The sequence below is a fragment of the Tahibacter amnicola genome (assembly GCF_025398735.1).
In the GTDB taxonomy this organism is placed as follows: domain Bacteria; phylum Pseudomonadota; class Gammaproteobacteria; order Xanthomonadales; family Rhodanobacteraceae; genus Tahibacter; species Tahibacter amnicola.
The window spans coordinates 1,493,118-1,510,149 of the sequence record NZ_CP104694.1; the positions used below are offsets into that span (position 1 = coordinate 1,493,118).

Sequence of the window (17,032 nt, forward strand, 5' to 3'; positions counted from 1 at the left end):
CCCCCGCGGCGTATTTCCACGCGCAATTTTCCACCGGCCCGGTATCCTTGCCCGCCGACAATGCATGACTCGCCGCCTGGGGCGAAAAGGATTGCCGTGAAGCGCGACCATGTGAACTACACCCTGGTCGGAGTGGTTGTGCTGGCAGGCTTCGGCCTGCTCCTGTTTGCCCTGTACCTGGTCACGGGCCGACACGGCGGTGAAGTCGACTATTACGCGGTGTATCGCAACGTCACCGGCCTGCGCCATGGCGCGCCGGTGTTCTACCAGGGATACCGCATCGGCCAGGTGACCGCACTGGAGCCCCGAAGGACCGACGAGGGCACGCGCTACCGGGTGACGCTCAACGTCCGCAAGGACTGGCCGATTCCGGCCGATTCGGTGGCCCGGCTGCAGTCGAGCGGCCTGCTGGCCGACGTCTCCATTGCCATTCGCGAAGGCATCGAGAAACAGGCCATTGCAGTCGGTGGCGAGATCAAGGGCGAAGAAAGCGCCGACATCTTCGGCGCGATGAACGAACTGGCTGGCGAGATCACCGCACTGACGCGCAGCCAGATCACGCCCCTGGTGCAGACCTTGTCGCGGCGCGTGGATTCGATCACCGATTCCCTCGACAAGGGCACGCCCGAGCTCGTGTCCCAGGCGCAGGCCCTGCTGGTGCGGCTCAATCACGCCAGTGACGCCGTCAATGACCTGCTCAAGCCGGCCAACCGCGAAGCGGTGGGCGACATCCTGGCCGAAGTGCGTGCCGTGAGCCGTGAGCTGGATACCACCAAGGCCGCGCTGGACCGGGTCATGACCGACCTGTCGGCAATCACCCGGGAGAATCGCCCGGGTGTGACGGCGGCGGTGACCGACCTGCGTGCGATCCTCGCGGCGCTGTCGGGCCGGATCGACGCGATCGTGCATCACCTGGATTCTTCCAGCCGCAACCTGGACCAGTTCAGTCGCGAGATCCGCAAGAGCCCGAACCGCCTGCTGCTGTCGCCCAAGGCGGATGCGACGGAGGAAAAGGAATGAAGCGGACTTTCCTCGCGGCGGCAAGCCTGGTGCTGGCCGCCTGTTCCGCGCCGGTCGTACCGGACATGACCTACTACCGGCTGCCCGATCCCCGCATCGCGGCGGACGGGAAACTGTCGGTCAGTGTGCCGATCGATGTCGCCGTCTTCGGCGCGGATGGGCTGTACGCCGAACAGGCCCTGATCTACACCCTCGACTCGGGCGGGCGGTCCCTGCGCTCCTACCACTACCAGCACTGGAGCGATCCGCCCTCGCGCATGCTCCAGCGGCGCCTGATCGAAGTGCTGCGCCAGCGCGATGCGGCGCCGGTCGTGACCGACCGCCTGCCGGCCAGCGCCAATGCCGTCGAGCTTAGCGGCGTGATCCAGCGGTATGATCGCGTCCAGGACGGTGAGGCGTTCCACGCGGACGTGGCGCTGCAGATCCGGGTCGAGCGGGGCGGCGAGGTGCTGGCGGAGAAGGTCTACGCCGCGCGGGCCCCGGCGGACGGCAACGCCGTGGAAGACACGGTCAAGGCGTTCGGCGTGGCGCTGGACCGGATCTTCAGCGATCTCATCAATGATCTGGCCGGAATGAGGGCTTTGCGGGAATGAGTGTGGCAGCCAGCCTGCCGATGACGCCGGGGCGCCTGCGCCGGCTGTCGGCAATGGGGGTGACGGTCTACCGGATGCGTCGTGGCGCGATGTCCGCAGACCGGTCGGAATCCGTCGAGACGGCGCCGGACGTGGCGGCCGAAGTAGCGGCGCGCCAGCTGGTCGTGGTGTGCGATGAGCCACGCGGCCCGGTTGTGGACGCCATCCTGCGGGCGCTGGGCGCGGCCGAGTCCGGCATCACCTGGTGCCGCCCGCAGCAGGGGCGCATCGAGGGGCTGGACGTCGGCGCCGACACGTATCTTGTCCTGGGTGAGCACCTGGCCCGCGTGGTCGGCGCCGATTTGCCCACGGCAGCCCAGCAGAGCGCGATGATCGTGGTGACCAGCGCACCGGCGGGCCTGCGCGGCAACGCCATGGCCAAGCGGCTGCTGTGGCGTGCCCTGCGGCCACTCAAACGGCGACTCGCCACGGCGGGCTGAGCATGGTTGCGATCCTCCAGCCGGCGTTTCCCGAAATGCGTCCGATGCGTGCCGACGAGGTAGAGCGTGTCGTTGCCGTGGAGGTCAGCGCTTACGAGTTTCCCTGGACCGAAGGGATCTTCCGCGATTGCCTCCGGGCCGGCTACAACTGCTGGGTACTGGCGCGGAACGACGAGGTCGTGGGCTACGGCATCCTTTCGGTCGCCGCCGGCGAGGCACATGTCCTCAATGTCTGTGTGCGCCCGGATGAACAGGGCAGCGGTCACGGTCGCCGGCTGATGCGCCGGCTGATCGATCTGGCCCGTTGGCACCGGGCCGAACGCGTTTTCCTGGAAGTGCGCCCCTCGAATCCACGGGCAATCGCGCTGTACGACCAGCTCGGGTTCAACGAAATCGGCCGGCGCCCGAACTACTACCCCACGGCACGCGGCCGCGAAGACGCCATCGTCATGGCTCTGGAGCTGCTGCCGCCGGAGGAATAGGCGCCGGTCAGCGCTGCTGGCGCGTGGTGGCGGACTCATCCACCACGACGAACTCCCCCTCGATCACACCCGCCGGCGTCTGGCGCGACGGCGGAGGTGTGCCTGCGCTGGCGGTTGCGGTCGCTGCCGGCGCGCGCGGTCCAGCGAGGTGACGCGCCAGCCAGATCACCGCGCCGACACAGACCAGCAGCACCAGTGCAAAAAAGCCGAAGACGAGGACGCCCGCCAGGACCAGCGCGCCCAGCACGGCGAACACGGCCCGCGCAAGGGGGTTGCGGGTGCGCGGGAGGCGGAAGATGGCTTGGAACATGGGCGCGGAAATCCTGTGGTGGCGATGCACGCGATCGGCTATGCAGCCGGTGCGACCTTCTAATCTAAGGGTTCCTGCGGCGCACTCAAGTGCAGTTCGTCAGGGCATGGGATCAAGGCGTCCGAGGTACCCCACTGCCCGGACGCTCAGAGGCAGGCAGGCGGGCCAAGCCCCAGCGCGCTGAACACCACGCAGCCCAGCCATTTCACGCCGTAGATGATGAGCAAGGGTACTCCGGCCGAGGCCAGCAGGAGTATCGCAAGGGCGACATACTGGAGCCCTCGGGATTTGCCGGCGCCCCCGGCATACATCAGCAGGGCGTATGCCACCCACAGCGGCGACAGGACGAGCAAGAGGAGGCTTTCGCCGACGCGGTCGCGCCATCGCGATGGCGTTGCGGAACGACTGGGCATGGAAGGGCACGGTGCTGGCGAACTGTTGTGGTAGGTAGGGGCGACGGCGCAATAGGCAATGGGGCTTTCGCCGGAAACGTCATGGAGAGCGCGAGCGCCTGCACGGCGCTTTTTTAGCACGCAACGGGTCTACGGCTCGGCAGCTTTTGCCATCCCGTGCAGGTAACCTTGGCGGCCAGCAAACACCGAGGCCGAGGCAGGATGAACGACCGGACTTCCCTTTGTCGGATCGACGACATTCCCGATGGTGGGGCGATCTCCGCCGAGATCGAAAGCAGCACCGGCGGTTTCAGCCTGATTGTGTTGCGCCAGGGCGAACGGGTGTTCGCCTATCACAATGAATGCCCGCACGCCGGCCGGCGACTGGATTGGTCGCCGGGCAAGTTCCTGGTGAAAGATGGCGTGCTGGTCTGCGCCGCGCACGGCGCCAGTTTTGACGTCGCTTCCGGCGCATGTATCGGTGGTCCCTGCCGCAGCGGACTGGCGCCCGTGCAGTTGCGCGTGACTGATGGCGACGTGGGGGTTGGCGGTGCGCTGGAATAGACCGCCGGCCGCCGCTCAGGGCCGGCCGTACATCACGTTGACGCTGATCAGCAGCGTTATCAGCAGCAGCAGGGTGAGCGGCAGGCCGACCTTGAGAAAGTCCCGGCGCCGGTAGCCACCCGGGCCGCCGACGATGGTCAGTACCGGATTGGCGTTGGCGATGATGAAGGTATTGGATGTGGAAATCGCCACGATCAAGGCGTAGACAGCCGGGCTGCCGTTGGAGGCCAGCGCGATATTGATCGCCATCGGCACCATCATCACGGTGGCGCCCACGTTGGAGACCACCTGGGCGAAGAACAGCGAGAGAATCGCGATGACGCCCTGCAGCGCCCACTGTGGCCAGTCACCCAGATACACCAGCACTTCCTGGGCGACCCACGCCGCGGCGCCGGTGGAATCCATCGCCCAGCCCAGCGGAATCAGGCAGGCGAGGGTGAAGATGGTCTTCCAGTTGATCGAGCTGTAGGCCTCGTCCATGGTCAGCACGCCGGCCAGCAGCATGCCGACCGCGCCGGTGAGCATGGCCACCGACAGCTTCATGCCGGTGAACAGGCCCAGCATCATTGCCAGACCAAAGAAGATCAGCGCGTGCCAGAGCTTGGCCGGTCGCGCTTCTTCCTTGGGAATGTCGGTCACCACGACGAAGTCGCGGTCTTCCGCCGCGAGGGCCAGGTCGCGCCATGAACTGTGCAGCACCAGGGTGTCGCCGGCGCGCAGCGATACCTTGCGCACGTCTTCGCGGAACACCTGCTCGCCGCGGTAGATCGCCAGTACGCTGATACCGTGGTGCTTGCGCATGCGCAGGTCGCCCAGCGTCTGCTTGACGAAGCGCGAGGTGGGCGGGATCACCGCCTCGGAAATACCGGCGCGACCGGGATTGAACATGTCGCCAAACTGGCGCAGACGGGCCTGGACACGCAGCAGCTGATTCTGGGCGAAATCATTGACCTGGTCGCGCTGGCCCAGCACGCCCAGTACCGTGCCTACCCAGATCATCTGGTCGGCCGGCGGCGCCAGGCGCGACTCATTGCCGTTCTTCATCGCCAGGATCAACGGTGCGCCGCGCATCTGCTCGACTTCACCCACGCTCATGCCGACCAGCGGGCTTTCGGCGGTGACGGTCAGCTCCATCACGTCGCCGTCGATGCCGTAGGTCTCGGCGAAGTAGGTTTCCGTGCGGCCGGGCGTCACCTTCTGCTTGCTTTCCTCGTCGGGCAGCAGGCGCCGCGTGAAGAAGGCGAAGTACAGGAGCCCGACGATCAGCAACGGAATGCCGATCGGCGCGATCGCAAACAGCTTGAATGGCTCGATTGTTTCCGCACCCGGCGGCAGGTTGCGATTCGCGCTGACGATAAGGTCATTGAGCAGGATCAGCGGCGAATTGGAGATCATCGTCGTGTTGGTGCCGGCGAGGATCAGGCAGCCCATCGGCAGCAGCAGGCGCTTGAGCGGCACGCCCGTGCGCGCCGACACGCGCGAGGCCACTGGCAGCAGCAGGGCGGCGAGCGCCTGGCTCTGCATGACGGCGGTCAGCGCACCCGCCATGACGTTGATCGCCAGCGACAGGCGGGATTCCACGCCCTGCGACACTCGCAGAACCAGGCTGGCCGCCTTGTTGAGCACGCCGGTGCGGTCTAGTCCGGCGCCCATGATCATGACCGCGATCAGCGAGATCACCGCATTGCCGGCGAAACCGTCGAACAGCAGGTCCACGGGCATGAGGCCAGTGATGCCGATCACCACGATGACCAGCAGGGCGACGACGTCCGCGCGGATCCACTCCAGTACCAGCATGAAAACGGTGAAGATCACCAGCCCGAAGACGAGCATCATGTCGGTGGTGAGTGAGAGGCCGGCATCCATTGTGGTTTTTTAGATTTATGCCTGCGCTGCGGTGGCGGTTACACGCGATCGAATATCAGATCCCACACGCCGTGGCCAAGACGCAGGCCGCGCTTCTCGAAATGCGTTTCCGTGCGCCAGTCCGGTCGCGGCGAGTACGCATCCGTCCCGGCCCGGTTGCGCCATGCGGTATCGGCCTGGACCACGGACATCATCTGCTCGGCATAGTCCGCCCAGTCGGTCGCCAGATGCAAGCAGCCGCCCCGCGCCACGCGCGTGGCCAGCAGGGCGACGAGTTCGGGCTGTACCAGGCGCCGCTTGTTGTGCCGCTTCTTGTGCCAGGGGTCGGGGAAATAAATGCGTACCTGGGCCAGGCTCGCCGGCGCCAGTTCCTGGGTGAGCACCTCCACGGCATCGTGGTGATACACCCGCGCGTTGCTCGAATCCTGCGCGGCCAGCGCGTTGAGCGCCCGACCGACGCCAGGACGGTGCACTTCCACGCCGATGAAGTTCATCGCCGGTTCGTGGGCCGCCCCGAAGGCCAGCTGCTCGCCGTTGCCAAAGCCGATTTCCAGCGCGACGGGACGCTGATTGCCGAAGACGGCGGCCAGGTCGCGCGGCTGGCCGGTGAAGTCGAGTCCGTAGCGCGGCCAGTGCGCGGCGAACGCGCGCTCCTGCGCCGGCGTGATGCGACCCTGGCGCAGGACGAAGCTGCGGATCCGACGCTGCGGACGGCTGGCGTCGTCGCCGGTTTGGTCGCCGTCACCCGGTTTCATGCGATGGTGCCGTCGATCGGACTGGACGCCGAGGCGTAGCGCTTGCGCGGAATACGGCCCGCCAGGAAGGCTTCGCGGCCCGCTTCGATCGCCTTGCGCATCGCGCTGGCCATCAGCACCGGATTCTTCGCCCCGGCGATAGCCGTGTTCATGAGCACGCCGTCGCAACCCAGTTCCATCGCCACGGCCGCATCGGACGCGGTGCCGACACCGGCGTCCACCAGGATGGGAACTTTCGCATTCTCTACAATTTCGAGCAGGTTGTACCGGTTCTGGATACCGAGCCCGGAGCCGATCGGCGCCGCCAGCGGCATCACCGCGACACAGCCGATTTCTTCCAGGCGCTTGGCCAGGATCGGGTCGTCGGAGGTATAGACCATCACCTCGAAACCCTCGCGAACGAGGGTTTCCGCCGCGCTCAAGGTCTGCACCACGTCCGGGAACAGCGTGCGCTGGTCACCCAGGACTTCCAGCTTGACCAGGTTGTGTCCGTCGAGCAGTTCCCGGGCCAGGCGGCAGGTGCGCACGGCGTCTTCGGCGGTGTAGCAGCCTGCCGTGTTGGGCAGGATCGTGTAACGCGAAGGCGGCAGCACGTCGAGCAGGTTCGGCTCGTTCGGATCCTGGCCGATGTTGCTCCGGCGGATGGCCACCGTCACGATCTCGGCACCGGCCGCTTCGGTCGCCTGGCGCGTTTCTTCCAGATCCTTGAACTTGCCGGTGCCGGTCAGGAGGCGCGACCGGTAGGACTTGCCGGCGATGACGAATGAGTCGGAGGTCGATGGGGACATGACGAACGCCGTGCTAAAGCGGGGAATGGTAGCAGAGCCCGTCCGACCGGCGGCCGGGCATCGCTGAATGCGGCTGGATGCGGCGCGTGCCGGTGCGGCGGCTAGCCGCCGCCGATGGCATGCACGATCTCGACCTGGTCATTGGGTGCCAGAGCAGTCTGGGCGTGCCGGCTGCGCGGGATGATTTCCCGGTTGAGTTCCACGGCGACACGTCGCTGCGCGTACCCGGCCTGGTCGAGGAGTTCGGCAAGCGTGGTGTCCTCCGCGCATTGGTGCGGATGGCCATTGAGGAGTATCTGCATCCGCCTATTGTACGGGCAGCCGCCCGCGCTGCGACCCCATAAGCACCACACCCGGCCTTGCGGGCCGGGTGTGGTGATTGACTCAGCGGTGGGGACGTCCCTGATCGCCTTCGTCCTCGCGGGTGCGGCGGCGCTCGCCTTCACCCTTGGGCTCGCGGCTGGGCGGTGCGTGCACCGGTGCTGCGCGCTCGACCGGTTCCCGCGCCGCGCGCTGCTGCGGCGGAGGTGGCATGTAGACCTCGCGGGTCTGCGGCGGCGGCACGTACTGTTGCGGCGGTTGCGCGCGTTCCACCGGCTCGGCACGGCGGACGCGTTCCTGCGGCGGCGGCGCGTAGCTTTGCGGCGGAGGCGGGCTGTAGGCCTGCGGCGCCGGCTCAGCCTGGCGCATCCGGCGCTCGGGCTGCTCGTGGCGGGCATCGCGCTCGACCGGCCGCGCATCCTCACGCGGCATCGGACGCCGGCTCGAATATTCCGGCTGCGGCTTGGTGGGTTCCGACGGGCGCTCCATCCCGCGATATTCGGGTTCCGCACGGTCACCGCGTTCCACCTGGCGAGGCGTTTCGCGCATCACGCGCGGCTCGGCAGTGGGCGCCGCGCTGCGCTCCACGCGATTGCTGTTGATGTCATCACCGCCGCGATCACGCGGCGCACGCACCATGGTGTCGCTGGAGCGGCTGCTCGGTCGGGTGAAATCGCGCTCGGGCGCCGTGTCCGTGTTGCGGCCAACCGGCGACCGGGCACTGGGTTCGGAATCGCGTTCCACCCGGCGCGTGTCGGCGCGGTCCATGGTGTCGCGCTCGACCGGTCCGCGCTGGATCTCGCCGCGTCCGCCGCGCTCGGGAACCGCGCGGTCGCCGCCCTCGGTCGGTCCGCGGTTGCGCGAGCTGACCGCGGTGTCGCGCTCCGGTTCGCGCGTCGGCATGCGGTCCGGACCGCGGCCGTCCTGCGTACTCATCTCACGTCCACCGGCGCTCGGCCCGACCACGCGGACCCGCTGCGGACCACTGGAAACAGCGGTGTCACCCCGTTGTACCGACGCCATGGCTTCCGGCGGAGGCACCCGGCCCGGAGTACGCTGCAGCACTGGCTGGCGCTCGCTGAAGGACGGCATCCGCGGCGGCGGTGCCGTGCGGGCCACGACCTCGCGCTGCAGGACTTCGCGTGCCGGCATCGCCGTGGCGGCGCGACCGACACCGACAACGCTGCGGCTGGACGGTGCGATCGCGGCGACATGGGTTACTTCGGCGCGGGCCGCCGCTTCGCGGTCGAGCGTGATCAGCGACTGGCGGACAGAGCGTGCGTTGACGAAGGCGTCGCCCGGCACTGCCGTGACGGCGCCGGCGATCTGGCGGTTGTGATAGTTGACCGCCGCGATGTTCCGGCCGCTCGAATAGTCGTTGTAGATATTGGTGATGTACGTGTTGTTGATGACCGTGTTGGTCACGTTGACGTTGGTGAAATAGTTGCGGCTCGTCCGGTACGGGGGCACGTAGATCTCGCGATGGCCCAGCGGGAACCAGCCGATCGGACGGGTGCCGATGTTCACGCCCACGTGCCAGTTGTGGCCGCCGACAAAGGCGACCAGGGCCGGGGCATACACCGGACGCACGCTGATCGGGCCCGGAATCCAGCCCCAGCGATTGCTCACGTGGACCCAGCGGCCGTAGTGGAAGGGCGCGAAGCCCCAGGGGGCGTCGTCCACCCAGGTCCAGCCCCACGGTTCCTGCCAGATCCAATGGCCGTCGCGGTAAGGCGCCCAGCCGACGGAGACGCGGGACGGGAACCACACCGAGCCGTACTCTCGCACTTCGGTCCAGCTGCCGTATTCGTCCAGGTCCGAATAGCCGATGAGGTCTTCCGACACATACCGGCGCGACACGGAACGGTCCATCCGCGCATCGCTATCCATGCAGAAGCGGTCGAATTCGTCCGGCCGCGGGATATCGAAGACTTCGTAGTCGCTCAGGCGCCTGTCGAAGAAGCGGATCGCCTCGCCTTCGCGCACGCGGAAGTGCGCGCCGTCGCCATAGGCTTCACCGCCGCCGTCCCACACGGCAACCGTGGTATGGCGCCCGCGCGAATCCACGTCGATGCGGTATTCACCCGGCCGGGTGATCACGAAGGCCAGCGTCGGGGTGTCGACCTCGAACGTCTGCGCATCGTAAATGCGCCGCACGCGCAGGTTCAGGGTGCCCTGCGCCAGTTCGACCTGGGCGTTGCGGTCGTCCAGGTTGAGGATCTGGAAGCTGGTGCCCTCGTCGAGCCGGTAGGTGGCCGTGCCGGCCTGCAGTTCGGCCCGGGCGCCGCGGTCAGTCCAGAGCCGGTCGCCGCGGATCAGCGGTCGATTGCGGGTCGCGTTGACCCATTCATCCTCGCCGGCGGGCGAGAAACTGACCTCGCCCCGGGTGTAGCTGAGGCGGGCGACGCGACTTGGCGGGTCGCCCCGTTCGGCCTGGGCAACGCCGCACGTAAAGGCCAGCAGCGCGATGCCCAGAAACGCCGCAAACCGTGAACGCATGTACATGGAAGTCTCCTGGAGGTTCCGCGCCACGCCACGAGCGCCCCGGCGTAGCTAGCTCGTATCAGACAGCAGACTGGCTGAATGCCGACCTGCCGCCGTACGGGTGTCTGGCGACGTTCAGGCGCCGCCTGTCCCGGTGCCGTGCGGGCTATCACCGTGAACGGTCGCGTCGGCGCCAAGCGAACACGACCGGTCACCGGCCAGGTGTGTCAGCCGGGTTTCGGCGCCGACTGTGCCTGGCGTTCCTCCAGTGTCTTGAGCATGGATTGCGCGCGCCGGGCCTGGTCCACCATCACGGCGTCGCGCGGATCGACGAGCTGCAGGAACCGGCGGAGGCCATCGGCTGCCCGCGCAGGATCCTCCCGTTCGTAAATGTCGAACTGGAGGGTCCAGGTGCTGGCGTGATCCGGGAATTTCGCGACCAGGGTGTCGTGCACGGCGATCGCTTTGGCGCGGTGCCCGGTGCTGGTCAGGTACAAATAAGCGAGGTTGTTCAAGATTTCCCCGGCCTCCGGGTCGATGGCCAGCGCCTGCTGGTATGCCTGCTCCGCGCCGGCGAAGTCGCCGCTCTCTTTCAGGATGTTGGCCTTGCGATGCAGCGGTTTCGAACTTCCCGGCATCAGCGCCGCCATCCGCGTCGCGTCGCGCAGCGCCCAGTCCAGGCGCTTGAGGTGCGTCAATACGGAAGCGCGCTGCCCCAGTATTTCCGTGTCGTCCGGGAAAAAGCGCAGGGCCTGTGTCTGCCATTCGACCGCCTGGGCGTACTTGCCCACGGCCATTGCGACATCGGCGGCATACTTCAGTGCCAGGGGGTCCGGCTGGCGTCTGAGCGCTGTCTCGTACAAGGCCAGGGCCTTTCTCGCGTCGCCCTGGACGTAGTGCATATATGCCTGGTAGTTCAGCGCGTGCGTCGAAAGGAGAGAGTTCATCGGCACCTTTTCGACGTGTGCCATGGCGGCGTCCGCGACCGCCTGCATTTTCGCCTCGGATCCACCCCAGCGCGGTTCACTGGCGATCATCAGTCGCTTGTAGATGTTGGCATCAGTGGGGTCGATGCTCAGCGCCTGCCGCGCAATCTGCTCCAGCAGCGCGCCGTCCGATCCCATGCGCGCCATTTTCATGAGCGCGGAATACGCGGGCAGCAATCGGCGATTGCCGTGGATCGCCGCGTGCAGCACCGTCCTGGCTTCCGCCAATGTCGCGCTCATGGTTGCAATCGCCTCGGGCGAGGTCGCGGCGATGGTGTCCTCGCCGCGCTCCGCACCGGCGCGGCTCACCAGCATGTAGCCTTCAGCGGTGAGCGCGTAGGCGCTTTGTGGACGCGCGTCGCGCCAGCGTCGGACGATATCGGCGACGGCGTCGTCATGCTTCGAGAAGATTTCCGCGTAGGCGCGCAGCAGAATGCCGTGCCGGCCAGTATCCGAGAAATGTGCGGTCAGGTAGGTTTCGAACGTGGCGTCCAACTGGTCTGCGCGCCCGGTGTCCAGAAGCGCTCGTGCCTCGTCGCGTGTCAGAACAGGCTCCATGTAATAGCGGCACAGGTCCGCCACGGTGGCCTTGGGCCAGACAGCATCGACGGGGTCCGGCGTCTCCCGGCAGCGCTTCAGGTCGTCCTCCTGCAAGTTCGCCTGCGCCAAAGTGTCCAGGCGTTCTGGCGTCAAGGTGTTCGCGGGTTCGGGCAGGAGGCGATAGACAAGGGTGCCCACCGCTCCCGCCAATACGACGGCGGTCAGGGCGAGCTGTCGCCAGTTGGTCCTTCCGGGCATTGCGGTTCCTGTTCGTAGGGCACTATGCAGCGCCGTAGCCGCACAGGATACGGCCTGGACCCGGTGTACGCAGCGGTACATTGTCGGTCACGCGCGACTATGGCTAAATACGCCGACCTGCCGCGGGTGTAGCTCAATGGTAGAGCTGTAGCTTCCCAAGCTACTGACGTGGGTTCGATTCCCATCACCCGCTCCATCTCCGCTGTTGCGCATCCTGTTGCCGCTGATTCCGTCGCGGATTGCCCTGTCGCGGCTGACGGCCGCCCATCTTTGCAATTCTCACGACGATTTCCGGGAGTTGATGGCCCGGCCAGGCATCGCGCCCGGGTCCTTTCATCATGCGTCGGACATCGTCCATTTCTTACGTGACAGAACGCGTGCAGCCAGTGCTCGCGTCCACCGTGCACGTGCCGACTCACCCGTCTGCGGAATTGCGTAGCCACGCATTCAATAGCGGCGTCGTGGCGGGAGGCGTGCAGCTGTTCGGCAGCCCGGGTTGGCCGGATTCGACGGTGGACGAGAGCTGGAGTGACGAGATCGTCTCCGACATCGTCTTCCTGCGCCTGGACGGAGACCAGCTGCGCACGGCCGGCGTGCCCGACATGCAGAGGCCGCATCGACATCGAATGTGAAGCCAGTTGTACCGACTGGTACGGCAATGCGCGGCTGTTCTTCGTCGGCGAACGGATCTTCGCGTTGAGCGCCGGCCGGATGAAAGAAGCCCGCTACGACGGCGGCCGCGTGCAGCCGGTGCGGGACCTGGTGTTTCCCTAGGGCCGGCTGGCGCATTGCCGGCCCGTGGTACCCCTCTGCTATATTCGCGCCTACGGACTCGCGAACGGGCGTCGCCGCTGCTGCCACTGTCTCGTGCCGCGGATCACTGCCCGTCGTACCCGGACGCGCCCACCACCGGTACGAGGATTCATGCAGACCCTGCCTGTGATCGGCTGGCGCGAATGGGTGGGCTTGGCCGGGCTCGGTATCGTGGCGGTGAAGGCCAAGGTCGATACCGGTGCACGCACCTCTTCGTTGCACGTCGATTCGCTGGAACGATTCCGGCGCGGCAACCAGACGTGGCTGCGTTTCCAGCTCCGTCCGGGAAACCGGCACGGGCCGTCGGTCGTGGTCGCCGAGGCGCAGGCGACGGATCGACGCCGCGTGACCGATTCCAGTGGTCATGCCACCGAACGGTGGTTCATCCTGGCAGCGGTGCGCGTGGGGTCGTTGGAGTTTGAAGCCGAAATCAATCTGACCAGTCGCCGCAATATGCTGTTCCCGATGCTGCTGGGACGCACGGCCCTCGCGGGCCGGTTCCAGGTCGATCCCCGTCGTTCGTATCTGTGCAGCGGAACCTGGGGTGCCCGTGGGCCGGAGCTAGAAAATGAATATCGCAATCCTGTCGCGTAATGCAAAACTATACTCAACGCGACGGCTGGTCGAGGCCGCGCGCCAGCGCGGACACCGGGCACGCGTGCTTGATCCGCTGCGCTGCTACATGGGAATCGCACCGGGCGAGTTCAGCGTGCACTACAAGGGCAAGCGCCTGGCCGACTACTGCGCGATCATTCCGCGGATCGGCGCATCCGTCACCTTCTACGGCACGGCGGTACTGCGCCAGTTCGAGATGATGGGCGTATTCACGCCCAATCGTTCCGACGCCATCCTGCGCGCGCGCGACAAGCTGCGCTGCCTGCAGCTCCTCGCCCGTGAAGGGTTGGGCCTGCCCCGGACGGTGTTCGGCGACAACCCCGACGACACGACCGACCTGCTCACCCTGCTCGGGCCGCCGCCGCATGTGATCAAGCTCAATGAGGGCGCGCAGGGGCAGGGCGTGCTGCTGGCCGAGAAGGCGTCTGCCTCGCAGAGCGTGATCGAGGCATTCCGCGGCCTGTATGCGAATTTCCTGGTGCAGGAATTCATCCGCGAGGCAAAGGGGGCGGACATCCGCTGCTTTGTCGTCGGCGGCAAGGTGGTCGCCGCGATGCGCCGGCAGGCCCGGGTGGGCGAATTCCGCTCCAATCTGCACCGGGGTGGCACCGCCACCGACGCCGACCTCTCCGACCGCGAGACACAAACTGCCATACACGCCGCGCGGACCATGGGGCTCAATATCGCCGGCGTCGACCTGCTGCGCTCCAAGCGCGGGCCGCTGGTCCTGGAGGTCAACTCCTCGCCGGGGTTGGAGGGCATCGAAGGGGCGACCGGGGTCGACGTGGCCGGGGCTATCATCGAGTACATCGCGCACCGGACGCAGACCCGGGCCAAGCGACGAAACAAATAGTACGAAAGTAATCGTTGACAGTGCCGGAGCTGTATGTCTAGCATCGACCTGCATGCTGCCGCGAGCTCTCTGTCGGCCAGTAAGCAGGGGCATATACGATCACTTTCTGGAGTCCACTGATGAAATTCCGCATGGTTTCTCTCGCGGCCGCTACGCTGTTCTCTCTGTTCACCCTGACCGCCCAGGCCAAGGATCAGCCCGCCGAAAACGTCCTCACCGCCGAGAACAAGACCCAGTTCGAGACGCAGGCGGCCAGCATCCGCTCGCAGATCAAGCAGGGTGGCCGCTATGAGTTCGTCACCGACGCCGAGCGCGAAACCATCAACCGCCAGCTGGCCGTCATGGAGCGCCTGCTGAGCGCGCACTCCGACGGTTCGGCCTTCCGCGAGAACGAGAAGCTCGAGCTGCTCAACGCCCAGGAACAGGTCAACGCCATCCTGGCCCAGCGCGACGGCAAGCGCCTGATCTGCACGCGCCGCGCGCCGACCGGATCGAACCGTCCGCAGAGCACCTGCATGACCTATGCCGACAAAGAGCGCGAGCGTCGCGACACGGTCAATTCGCTGCAGGAAAGCCGTGGCCGCACCCAGATGCAGCGCGGCAACTGAGCCCCGCAACGACGGTCCGGCGCCGGTTTACGGCGCCGGTCGCCTCGGGCATGCTTGAGTCTCGTTACATGAATGGGTGACCTGTGAGTCCACGTCATAGCAGCGAAGTCCCCAGGCCGACGGAAGCAGAATTGGCGATCCTGGGTGTTTTATGGGACAAGGGCGCAAGTACCGTGCGGGAAGTGCACGAGGCGCTCTATCTGCATGAGGGGGGCGGCTACACCACCGCGCTCAAGTTGCTGCAGGTGATGCACGGGAAAGGACTGGTCGAGCGCGATGACTCCCAGCGCGCACATGTCTACCGGCCGACCATCAGCAAGGAACGCACGCAGAAGCGGTTCCTCAACGATATTGTCGATCGCGTCTTCGACGGCTCGGCGTCGCAGCTGGTGCTGCACGCGCTGGGCAGTCAGAGTGCCTCGCGCGAGGAGCTGAAAGAAATCCGTGCGTTGCTGAACCGTCTGGACCGGGAGTCGAAGTAATGGAAAGCTGGCTCGGTATGGTGGACCCGTCAATCCGGGTGCTGGGCCTGGTTCTGCTCCACTTCCTCTGGCAGGGAGCGCTGGTAGGTATTGCCTTTGGTGCGCTGCGGCCCTGGCTCCGGCCGGGGCACCAGCGGTACGCCTGGGGCCTGGGCGCCTTCGCCACGCTGACGGCGCTTCCGCTCATTACCGCCTGGTACCTGGTGCAGTCGCCGCCCGTCGAGTCGGCCGCCACCCTGGTCGCTGCAGGCACCACGGTCGTTTCAGCCGCAGCCGCCGAACCGGGCTTCTGGTCGAACTGGCAGGAACTCCTCCCCTGGCTTGTTGCCCTGTGGGGCGCCGGTGTGGTGATGCTGACCGGCCGTGCGCTGATGCACTGGCACAGCCTCAAGCGACTGATCCGCCAGGCCAGCCCGCTGGCCGAGTGGGATGGCCGCCTGCGCGAGCTGTGCCGCCGTTTCGGCGTCAGCAGCGGCATACGCCTGCTGCATAGCGCGGCTGTCCAAACGCCAACCCTGGTCGGCTGGTTCAAGCCCGTCATCCTGCTGCCGGCCGCCGTGGCGCTGGGTTTTCCGGCGCAGCAGATCGAACTGATCCTCGCGCACGAGCTGGGTCACCTGCGCCGCTGGGATCACGTCGTCAATTTGTTCCAGGTGGTCGTGGAGACCGTCCTGTTCTATCACCCGGTCGTGCACTGGATTTCGCGTGACCTGCGCCACCAGCGCGAAGTCTGCTGCGATGAGCTGGTGCTGCGGATCAGCCGCGCCAGTCCGCGCACCTACGTCGAAACCCTGGCCGACCTCGAACAGTTGCGCCTGGCCTCGCCCGGCGAGCTGGCGCTGACGGCGACCGGCGGCGTGCTGCTGCAGCGTGTGCAGCTGATCGCCCGCGTACCGCCTACGACACTCGACACCCGGGTAATGGCGCGCCTGGCACCGGCGCTGCTGGGCACCCTGGCCGTACTGGTCATCGCGGCCGCCCAGCGGGTGGAATGGGCCCGGACCAGCCTCGCGGACGTGCTCACGCCCTGGCAGCTGCGCAGCCTGCTGAGCAATCCGGCAGATGCGCCGGCGCGCGCGCCGATCGCGGTCGACAACCTGCGCTTCGAGCGTGCGGCCGTCGTCGTGCCGCCGCTGACCGCTCCAGCGGTGGAACTGCCCGTCGCCGACGCGGCGGCGACTGAATCGGCCGCTGCGGTCGAAATGCCTCGGTTGGCCCTGGATCGTCCGGCGATCACGGCCTCGGCCGCCCGGCTGCCTGCGGTCGGGAACCTGGCCATGGCGGCGCGTCCCGCGGTCGCGGTGACCGAGCCCGTCGTCGAGACGGCGCAGCCGCTGCCGACCCAGTACATCCCGCCGGCCTACCCGGAAACGGCTCTGATGCGGGGCGTCGAGGGTCAGGTGGAGCTCACCTACTACGTTGATGCGGCGGGCATCGCGCGGGATATCCGCGTGGAGCGGGCTGATCCGCCGGGCGTCTTCGAGCGGGCGGCGGTCTCGGCGCTGAGCAAATGGCGCTTCCAGACGGGGACGGATGCCACCGCGTCGAGCCGCTTTGCGCGCACATTCGTCTTTTCGCTCGGCAATTCCGGCGGTGGCGCCCGTGCGCCCGCGACGGACGAGTCGCGCTCCGGCGGGCAGGACTGCCATATCGTGACCGGAACCCGCATCTGCCGGCGCTATGAGGACGGCGAAAGCACTGTCACCACCGTACCGTTAAACGGTTAACGATTCCGTCAAAGCCGCTTAACGACCATTTAAGCACCCGCTTCCTAGTATCGTCCCCACTGTACTTTCTGCGAACACTCCCAAGGTCAGGTCGTG

At 66.8% G+C, this 17,032-nt stretch carries 19 protein-coding genes and 1 tRNA gene; 12 read left to right on the plus strand and 8 right to left on the minus strand.

What is annotated here, in order from left to right:
• Nucleotides 1-96 precede the first annotated feature (96 nt).
• The 4 genes from N4264_RS06280 to rimI are packed head-to-tail and all read left to right on the plus strand — an operon-like array spanning nucleotide 97 to nucleotide 2,574.
• Complete coding sequence (locus N4264_RS06280) at nucleotides 97-1,020, plus strand: MlaD family protein (protein ID WP_261696212.1); 924 nt, start codon at nucleotides 97-99, stop codon at nucleotides 1,018-1,020.
• Nucleotides 1,017-1,613: an ABC-type transport auxiliary lipoprotein family protein gene (locus tag N4264_RS06285; protein WP_261696213.1), complete on the plus strand. Its 597-nt coding sequence runs from the start codon at nucleotides 1,017-1,019 to the stop codon at nucleotides 1,611-1,613. The genes N4264_RS06280 and N4264_RS06285 overlap by 4 nt, the downstream gene beginning before the upstream one ends.
• On the plus strand, nucleotides 1,610-2,092 hold the full coding sequence (locus tag N4264_RS06290) for a hypothetical protein (RefSeq protein WP_261696214.1): 483 nt from the start codon (nucleotides 1,610-1,612) through the stop codon (nucleotides 2,090-2,092). Before N4264_RS06285 ends, N4264_RS06290 begins: the two co-directional genes overlap by 4 nt.
• Nucleotides 2,093-2,094: 2 nt before the next feature.
• Nucleotides 2,095-2,574 (plus strand): ribosomal protein S18-alanine N-acetyltransferase, encoded by a 480-nt coding sequence (rimI, locus tag N4264_RS06295; RefSeq protein ID WP_261696215.1) that lies wholly within the window; start codon nucleotides 2,095-2,097, stop codon nucleotides 2,572-2,574.
• A 7-nt stretch (nucleotides 2,575-2,581) separates the two neighbouring features.
• Here the strand turns inward: rimI and N4264_RS06300 are convergent, their stop codons facing one another.
• Both N4264_RS06300 and N4264_RS06305 read right to left on the minus strand, forming a co-directional pair.
• Nucleotides 2,582-2,884, minus strand: a complete 303-nt coding sequence (locus N4264_RS06300; protein WP_261696216.1) for a hypothetical protein — start codon at nucleotides 2,882-2,884, stop codon at nucleotides 2,582-2,584.
• A 146-nt stretch (nucleotides 2,885-3,030) separates the two neighbouring features.
• Complete coding sequence (locus N4264_RS06305) at nucleotides 3,031-3,297, minus strand: hypothetical protein (RefSeq protein WP_261696217.1); 267 nt, start codon at nucleotides 3,295-3,297, stop codon at nucleotides 3,031-3,033.
• Between the two features lie 201 nt (nucleotides 3,298-3,498).
• Between N4264_RS06305 and N4264_RS06310 the strand changes: the two genes are divergently transcribed.
• Nucleotides 3,499-3,840 carry a Rieske (2Fe-2S) protein gene (locus N4264_RS06310; RefSeq protein ID WP_261696218.1) on the plus strand — a complete coding sequence of 114 codons (342 nt, stop codon included), beginning with the start codon at nucleotides 3,499-3,501 and terminating at the stop codon, nucleotides 3,838-3,840.
• Nucleotides 3,841-3,855: 15 nt separating this feature from the next.
• On the opposite strand, the gene N4264_RS06315 is transcribed toward N4264_RS06310, so the two are convergent.
• The 6 genes from N4264_RS06315 to N4264_RS06340 all read right to left on the minus strand — a co-directional run bounded on the left by N4264_RS06315 (nucleotide 3,856) and on the right by N4264_RS06340 (nucleotide 11,838).
• The gene (locus tag N4264_RS06315; RefSeq protein WP_261696219.1) at nucleotides 3,856-5,706 is read right to left on the minus strand and encodes an SLC13 family permease; all 1,851 of its coding nucleotides are present in this window, start codon (nucleotides 5,704-5,706) and stop codon (nucleotides 3,856-3,858) included.
• A 38-nt stretch (nucleotides 5,707-5,744) separates the two neighbouring features.
• Nucleotides 5,745-6,461: a tRNA (guanosine(46)-N7)-methyltransferase TrmB gene (trmB, locus tag N4264_RS06320; protein WP_261696220.1), complete on the minus strand. Its 717-nt coding sequence runs from the start codon at nucleotides 6,459-6,461 to the stop codon at nucleotides 5,745-5,747.
• Entirely contained in the window at nucleotides 6,458-7,249 is a 792-nt protein-coding gene (locus N4264_RS06325; protein WP_261696221.1) for a thiazole synthase, read from the minus strand. Before N4264_RS06325 ends, trmB begins: the two co-directional genes overlap by 4 nt.
• A 101-nt stretch (nucleotides 7,250-7,350) precedes the next feature.
• Nucleotides 7,351-7,551, minus strand: a complete 201-nt coding sequence (gene thiS, locus N4264_RS06330; RefSeq protein WP_261696222.1) for a sulfur carrier protein ThiS — start codon at nucleotides 7,549-7,551, stop codon at nucleotides 7,351-7,353.
• Between the two features lie 82 nt (nucleotides 7,552-7,633).
• Nucleotides 7,634-10,075, minus strand: a complete 2,442-nt coding sequence (locus N4264_RS06335; protein ID WP_261696223.1) for a DUF6600 domain-containing protein — start codon at nucleotides 10,073-10,075, stop codon at nucleotides 7,634-7,636.
• A 206-nt stretch (nucleotides 10,076-10,281) separates the two neighbouring features.
• Nucleotides 10,282-11,838, minus strand: coding sequence for a tetratricopeptide repeat protein (locus N4264_RS06340; RefSeq protein ID WP_261696224.1), 1,557 nt, complete (start codon nucleotides 11,836-11,838; stop codon nucleotides 10,282-10,284).
• A gap of 122 nt (nucleotides 11,839-11,960) precedes the next feature.
• Here N4264_RS06340 and N4264_RS06345 point away from each other — a divergent pair.
• From N4264_RS06345 to N4264_RS06375, 7 genes are all read left to right on the plus strand, one after another.
• Nucleotides 11,961-12,034 (plus strand) — tRNA-Gly (locus N4264_RS06345).
• A gap of 142 nt (nucleotides 12,035-12,176) precedes the next feature.
• Nucleotides 12,177-12,470 (plus strand): hypothetical protein, encoded by a 294-nt coding sequence (locus N4264_RS06350; RefSeq protein ID WP_261696225.1) that lies wholly within the window; start codon nucleotides 12,177-12,179, stop codon nucleotides 12,468-12,470.
• A gap of 307 nt (nucleotides 12,471-12,777) precedes the next feature.
• Nucleotides 12,778-13,245, plus strand: coding sequence for an ATP-dependent zinc protease family protein (locus N4264_RS06355; RefSeq protein ID WP_343231991.1), 468 nt, complete (start codon nucleotides 12,778-12,780; stop codon nucleotides 13,243-13,245).
• Nucleotides 13,220-14,119 carry a 30S ribosomal protein S6--L-glutamate ligase gene (gene rimK, locus N4264_RS06360; RefSeq protein ID WP_261696227.1) on the plus strand — a complete coding sequence of 300 codons (900 nt, stop codon included), beginning with the start codon at nucleotides 13,220-13,222 and terminating at the stop codon, nucleotides 14,117-14,119. Before N4264_RS06355 ends, rimK begins: the two co-directional genes overlap by 26 nt.
• Before the next feature lie 119 nt (nucleotides 14,120-14,238).
• Nucleotides 14,239-14,727: a hypothetical protein gene (locus N4264_RS06365; protein WP_261696228.1), complete on the plus strand. Its 489-nt coding sequence runs from the start codon at nucleotides 14,239-14,241 to the stop codon at nucleotides 14,725-14,727.
• 83 nt (nucleotides 14,728-14,810) lie between these two features.
• Nucleotides 14,811-15,209 (plus strand): BlaI/MecI/CopY family transcriptional regulator, encoded by a 399-nt coding sequence (locus N4264_RS06370; RefSeq protein ID WP_261696229.1) that lies wholly within the window; start codon nucleotides 14,811-14,813, stop codon nucleotides 15,207-15,209.
• Nucleotides 15,209-16,936 (plus strand): TonB family protein, encoded by a 1,728-nt coding sequence (locus tag N4264_RS06375; RefSeq protein WP_261696230.1) that lies wholly within the window; start codon nucleotides 15,209-15,211, stop codon nucleotides 16,934-16,936. The genes N4264_RS06370 and N4264_RS06375 overlap by 1 nt, the downstream gene beginning before the upstream one ends.
• The last annotated feature ends 96 nt before the right edge of the window (nucleotides 16,937-17,032 follow it).

What these genes read in the sequence shown, in the direction of transcription:
- N4264_RS06285 (WP_261696213.1), top strand. Translation starts at nt 1,017, where the DNA reads ATGAAGCGGACTTTCCTCGCGGCGGCAAGCCTGGTGCTGGCCGCCTGT.
- N4264_RS06290 (WP_261696214.1), top strand. Translation starts at nt 1,610, where the DNA reads ATGAGTGTGGCAGCCAGCCTGCCGATGACGCCGGGGCGCCTGCGCCGG.
- rimI (WP_261696215.1), top strand. Translation starts at nt 2,095, where the DNA reads ATGGTTGCGATCCTCCAGCCGGCGTTTCCCGAAATGCGTCCGATGCGT.
- N4264_RS06300 (WP_261696216.1), bottom strand. Translation starts at nt 2,884, where the DNA reads ATGTTCCAAGCCATCTTCCGCCTCCCGCGCACCCGCAACCCCCTTGCG.
- N4264_RS06305 (WP_261696217.1), bottom strand. Translation starts at nt 3,297, where the DNA reads ATGCCCAGTCGTTCCGCAACGCCATCGCGATGGCGCGACCGCGTCGGC.
- N4264_RS06310 (WP_261696218.1), top strand. Translation starts at nt 3,499, where the DNA reads ATGAACGACCGGACTTCCCTTTGTCGGATCGACGACATTCCCGATGGT.
- N4264_RS06315 (WP_261696219.1), bottom strand. Translation starts at nt 5,706, where the DNA reads ATGGATGCCGGCCTCTCACTCACCACCGACATGATGCTCGTCTTCGGG.
- trmB (WP_261696220.1), bottom strand. Translation starts at nt 6,461, where the DNA reads ATGAAACCGGGTGACGGCGACCAAACCGGCGACGACGCCAGCCGTCCG.
- N4264_RS06325 (WP_261696221.1), bottom strand. Translation starts at nt 7,249, where the DNA reads ATGTCCCCATCGACCTCCGACTCATTCGTCATCGCCGGCAAGTCCTAC.
- thiS (WP_261696222.1), bottom strand. Translation starts at nt 7,551, where the DNA reads ATGCAGATACTCCTCAATGGCCATCCGCACCAATGCGCGGAGGACACC.
- N4264_RS06335 (WP_261696223.1), bottom strand. Translation starts at nt 10,075, where the DNA reads ATGTACATGCGTTCACGGTTTGCGGCGTTTCTGGGCATCGCGCTGCTG.
- N4264_RS06340 (WP_261696224.1), bottom strand. Translation starts at nt 11,838, where the DNA reads ATGCCCGGAAGGACCAACTGGCGACAGCTCGCCCTGACCGCCGTCGTA.
- N4264_RS06350 (WP_261696225.1), top strand. Translation starts at nt 12,177, where the DNA reads ATGCGTCGGACATCGTCCATTTCTTACGTGACAGAACGCGTGCAGCCA.
- rimK (WP_261696227.1), top strand. Translation starts at nt 13,220, where the DNA reads ATGAATATCGCAATCCTGTCGCGTAATGCAAAACTATACTCAACGCGA.
- N4264_RS06365 (WP_261696228.1), top strand. Translation starts at nt 14,239, where the DNA reads ATGAAATTCCGCATGGTTTCTCTCGCGGCCGCTACGCTGTTCTCTCTG.
- N4264_RS06375 (WP_261696230.1), top strand. Translation starts at nt 15,209, where the DNA reads ATGGAAAGCTGGCTCGGTATGGTGGACCCGTCAATCCGGGTGCTGGGC.